The sequence below is a fragment of the Planctopirus hydrillae genome (assembly GCF_001707835.1).
Lineage (GTDB): Bacteria > Planctomycetota > Planctomycetia > Planctomycetales > Planctomycetaceae > Planctopirus > Planctopirus hydrillae.
In genome coordinates this window covers 1-353 of sequence record NZ_LYDR01000162.1, presented here as the reverse complement: position 1 = coordinate 353, position 353 = coordinate 1, and the positions used below count along the sequence as shown (strand labels likewise).

General features: G+C 49.9%; 2 protein-coding genes. Both read right to left on the bottom strand.

The window, feature by feature from the left end; genetic code table 11:
• Nucleotides 1–113, bottom strand: a 113-nt coding sequence (locus tag A6X21_RS25660; protein ID WP_131818526.1) for a prepilin-type N-terminal cleavage/methylation domain-containing protein, incomplete at its 3' end; no start/stop codon positions are given.
• 42 nt (nt 114–155) lie between these two features.
• Nucleotides 156–353: type II secretion system F family protein (locus A6X21_RS23465; protein ID WP_205847515.1), on the bottom strand; the 198-nt coding region annotated here is incomplete at its 5' end.

Below are 353 nucleotides of genomic sequence, written 5' to 3'. Positions count from 1 at the left end.
GCCTTCTTGAGGCTGCCCTGCACGCTGGTCGCGAGAATGGCGATCAAACCACCCAGGATCACGAGCACGATCATGATCTCTAGGAGCGTCATACCTTTGTTGTTACGGATCATTGGGGTCTCCCTTAAGTACGTGTGAGTGGTGGAATTTTTAATCTATCCACCCATGCTCGACAATTGAAACATGGGAATCATAATGGCGAAGACGATCACGCCGATAACGCAACCCATTACGATGATCATCAAGGGCTCCAGCAACGAGGTCAAGCCTTCTATCTTGGTTTTAACCTGAAAATCATAAGCCTCGCTGACCTGCAGAAGCATGTTCTCGAGCTCGCCGGTTTTCTCGCCGAT